General features: G+C 56.9%; 4 protein-coding genes. 3 read left to right on the top strand and 1 reads right to left on the bottom strand.

Going from position 1 to position 3,653, the window contains the following annotated elements; genetic code table 11:
- Positions 1-116: 116 nt before the first annotated feature.
- Positions 117-575, bottom strand: coding sequence for an REP-associated tyrosine transposase (locus OQK_RS16590; protein ID WP_016773369.1), 459 nt, complete (start codon positions 573-575; stop codon positions 117-119).
- Positions 576-1,049: 474 nt separating this feature from the next.
- Between OQK_RS16590 and OQK_RS16595 the strand changes: the two genes are divergently transcribed.
- The 3 genes from OQK_RS16595 to OQK_RS16605 all read left to right on the top strand — a co-directional run.
- Complete coding sequence (locus OQK_RS16595; protein WP_016773370.1) at positions 1,050-2,471, top strand: amino acid permease; 1,422 nt, start codon at positions 1,050-1,052, stop codon at positions 2,469-2,471.
- 237 nt (positions 2,472-2,708) lie between these two features.
- The gene (locus OQK_RS16600; protein WP_016773371.1) at positions 2,709-3,071 is read left to right on the top strand and encodes a GtrA family protein; all 363 of its coding nucleotides are present in this window, start codon (positions 2,709-2,711) and stop codon (positions 3,069-3,071) included.
- On the top strand, positions 3,068-3,653 hold a 586-nt coding region (locus tag OQK_RS16605), incomplete at its 3' end, for a haloacid dehalogenase-like hydrolase (RefSeq protein ID WP_238537197.1). The genes OQK_RS16600 and OQK_RS16605, both read left to right, overlap by 4 nt.

The following is a 3,653-nucleotide window of genomic DNA, read 5'->3' on the forward strand; positions in this document are numbered from 1 at the left end:
GACGACTGCTTCGCAGCCGAGCGGGGATAAATCCCCTCACCACAAGGATGTTGTGCACATCCCGGGATGTTGTCTGTGTGACGAAGAAATCCACCTATTCCATAGAACTATTGTGCTCAGAGCCAGTAGGCATCCCAAAGCGGGTAATCACCGAGGTTATCGACCAGCCCGGCTCGCAAAGGATTATTGATGATGTAGCGGGCGAAGGGCTCCAGGTCCTCGCCGTCACGGATCGCACGGTCGTGGTAGCCGGTTTGCCACAGCGGTCCGTGACGTCCGGTTTTTCTGTTAACCGCATGCGCACAGCGAGCCTTTACACCGCCAATGACTTCACCAAGTGAGCCGCGTTGCAATTGCATCAGCCAATGAAAGTGGTCAGGCATGACAACCCAGGCGATGGATTGCGCGACTCCTTGCTCATGAGCCCGGCGCAGTTCGGCAACCAGTAATCGGCCGGTCTGCCAATCTGCAAATACGGGCTGGCGTTCGTGGATGACAGAGGTGACGAAATAGGCACGACCGTTTTCCGAGAAACGACCTTGGCGCAGACGGTGGGAGTTGGGACGGACTGGCATGTGAGCTTCCTTGCATGTGCTCCTGGCTTTTTCAAAGGTTAGTGGTTGGCCACCCCGCTCGGCGCTGCAACTGTTGAGCGAAATTTCTGAATCCGTCGGGCGATTTATCCGTGATCAAGCGCGAGGCGAGACATCACACAGTGGATCAAATGCCCTAGGGCTGAAACATGACGCTGCACCATGTCTGTGCAATACTTCGCGGCTTTTTCAGTGACGACTTTTCCTACGTAATGCAGGTAATGCCTCTCCGCAGAACCCACTATTGCCGAGAGTTGTCGCTGAATGTTGGGACTTTTAGAGTGAAAAATCCTGCCCTGAGCTTTTTATACTGCACGCCCCGCTGATCTTTCAGGCCCGCCCTGCAAGACGCGTCTGCCCACGAAGCCGACGCGGTTTCCTGCCCAGCCAAGGCCTATCGGCCGACGCTTCGAAACCCGGTGGTCATATCCAATAACAAGACGAGGTTGTACCCCTATGCCAGTTGGCAATCTTCTGCCGCACGGCGACACCGCTTCGGGCGGTCCGCTCAAACGTGAACTCGGCGAACGGCATATCCGCCTGATGGCGCTCGGTGCCTGTATCGGCGTCGGCCTGTTTCTCGGCTCGGCCAAAGCCATCCAGATGGCCGGTCCGGCGATCATGCTTTCCTACATCCTTGGCGGTCTGGCGATCCTGGTGATCATGCGCGCACTCGGCGAAATGGCCGTGCATAACCCAGTGGCCGGTTCGTTCAGCCGCTACGCGCAGGACTATCTCGGTCCGCTGGCAGGCTTTCTCACCGGTTGGAATTACTGGTTTCTGTGGCTGGTCACCTGCGTCGCGGAAATCACTGCGGTGGCGGTGTACATGGGTATCTGGTTCCCCGATGTACCGCGCTGGATCTGGGCCCTGGCGGCGTTGATCAGCATGGGCTCGATCAACCTGATTGCGGTGAAAGCCTTCGGCGAGTTCGAATTCTGGTTCGCCCTGATCAAGATCGTCACCATCATCGCCATGGTCATCGGCGGCGTCGGCATCATCGCCTTCGGTTTCGGCAATGATGGCGTGGCGCTGGGCATTTCCAACCTGTGGGCGCACGGCGGTTTCATGCCCAACGGCGTGACCGGTGTGCTGATGTCGCTGCAAATGGTCATGTTCGCCTACCTCGGTGTCGAGATGATCGGCCTCACCGCCGGTGAAGCGAAGAATCCACAGAAGACCATTCCTGACGCGATCGGCTCGGTGTTCTGGCGGATTCTGCTGTTCTACGTCGGCGCGCTGTTCGTAATCCTGTCGATCTACCCGTGGAATGAAATCGGTACCCAGGGCAGCCCGTTCGTGATGACCTTCGAGCGGCTGGGCATCAAGACCGCAGCCGGTATTATCAACTTCGTGGTGATTACTGCGGCGCTGTCGTCGTGCAACGGCGGCATCTTCAGCACCGGGCGCATGCTCTACAGCCTGGCGCAGAACGGCCAGGCCCCGGCCGGTTTCGCCAAGACCTCGAACAACGGTGTGCCACGCCGGGCGCTGCTGCTGTCGATCGCGGTGTTGCTGCTGGGCGTAGTGCTCAACTATCTGGTGCCGGAAAAAGTCTTCGTCTGGGTCACCTCGATTGCCACCTTCGGTGCGATCTGGACCTGGGTGATGATCCTTCTCGCCCAGCTGAAATTCCGCAAAGGCCTGAGCGCCAGCGAACGTGCCGGCCTCAAGTACAAGATGTGGCTGTACCCGGTCAGCTCGTACTTCGCCCTGGCGTTTCTGGTACTGGTGGTCGGCCTGATGGCGTACTTCCCGGATACCCGCGTGGCGCTGTATGTCGGGCCGGCGTTTCTGGTGTTGCTGACGGTGTTGTTTTACTTGTTCAAGTTGCAGCCGACGCAAGTGTCGCAAGGTTCGGTGCGTTCGGTTTCTTGAACCGTAAGTGCGTAAACAACGAAGCCCTGATCGAGAGATCGGGGCTTTTGGGTTTTATGGGCACGGCGTTTAACGGTCAACGCATTGAAATCGCACGCGATGAGCAATTGACACGTGAGTACGACAAGATGACCGCTGGTCGGATAAAGCCCTCTACCTGTAATTTCTGACAGTAGACCGTTTTCAAGCTCCGGCCTAGCTTGGAGGTCCGTCCTCTGGAAGCGGCTGGCAACCACCATGAAAGGATTCTCTGCAACTACCGTTATCGGACTGGCCGATGCGCTCATCCATTGGCAAATATTTTTCGTGCTCTGTCAGGCGGCCGCCCTGAGTCAGGCAGCCAGCAACTTTGCGGCGTTCTGCGTAGCTGCTGCGCTCTCTTTCTATCTGAACATGCTTTATATCTTTGAAAGGGAAACGCCGGTATTTCCCTATCTGATGTTCATCGGCCTGATGGGCGGCGTCAGTTTTGGCGTGGGTGTCATCGCGGACGTCTGGCGCTTGTCCGGGCTGGTGACGGTCGCTTCGTTTTCGCTGGTGAATATTGTTTTAGGGTACTGCGTTTTCCGCTTTGTCCTTTTTAGAGGGCGACGGGCATGAACGTCTCGCTGCCTGACGTACTGCCGATGTCAGCGTCCTGCGCTACTTCAATGCCCTTCGTGGTTGATCTGGACGGGACCCTCCTCAAATCTGATCTGCTGTTCGAATGTGTGATGTCCTTTGTCCGCAGCAAACCATTGCACTGCCTGAAACTCTTACCTTGGCTCTGGCATGGCAAGGCGTATCTGAAAGATCGACTGGCAATGGCGACGGACATCGATGTCGCGACTTTGCCCTATGATCCCGACGCGCTCCGGATGATTGAGGAACAGCGCAATGCCGGTCGGAAAATTGTTCTGGCCACGGCCAGTCATCACACATTGGCGGTACGTATCGCCGAGCACCTGAAGCTCTTTGATGACGTTTTGGGTACGACCCTTGAGCAGAACCTTTCCGGAACGAACAAGCGTGATGTGCTGGTGACGTTATATGGGGAAAAAGGGTTCGATTACATCGGTAACTCGCTGGACGACTTGCCGATTTGGCGCTCGGCCAGACGTGCATATATCGTCAACCCTTTAGCAGGCGTCGAACGCGCCACCCGGCACATGGATAACGTAGTTCAGGTGGTTCAATCTCGGG

The organism is Pseudomonas sp. R62, from assembly GCF_000257605.1.
Lineage (GTDB): Bacteria > Pseudomonadota > Gammaproteobacteria > Pseudomonadales > Pseudomonadaceae > Aquipseudomonas > Aquipseudomonas atacamensis.

Bases quoted from the DNA above. Each gene is read 5' to 3' on its own strand.
- OQK_RS16595 (WP_016773370.1), top strand. From the start codon at position 1,050: ATGCCAGTTGGCAATCTTCTGCCGCACGGCGACACCGCTTCGGGCGGT.
- OQK_RS16600 (WP_016773371.1), top strand. From the start codon at position 2,709: ATGAAAGGATTCTCTGCAACTACCGTTATCGGACTGGCCGATGCGCTC.
- OQK_RS16590 (WP_016773369.1), bottom strand. From the start codon at position 575: ATGCCAGTCCGTCCCAACTCCCACCGTCTGCGCCAAGGTCGTTTCTCG.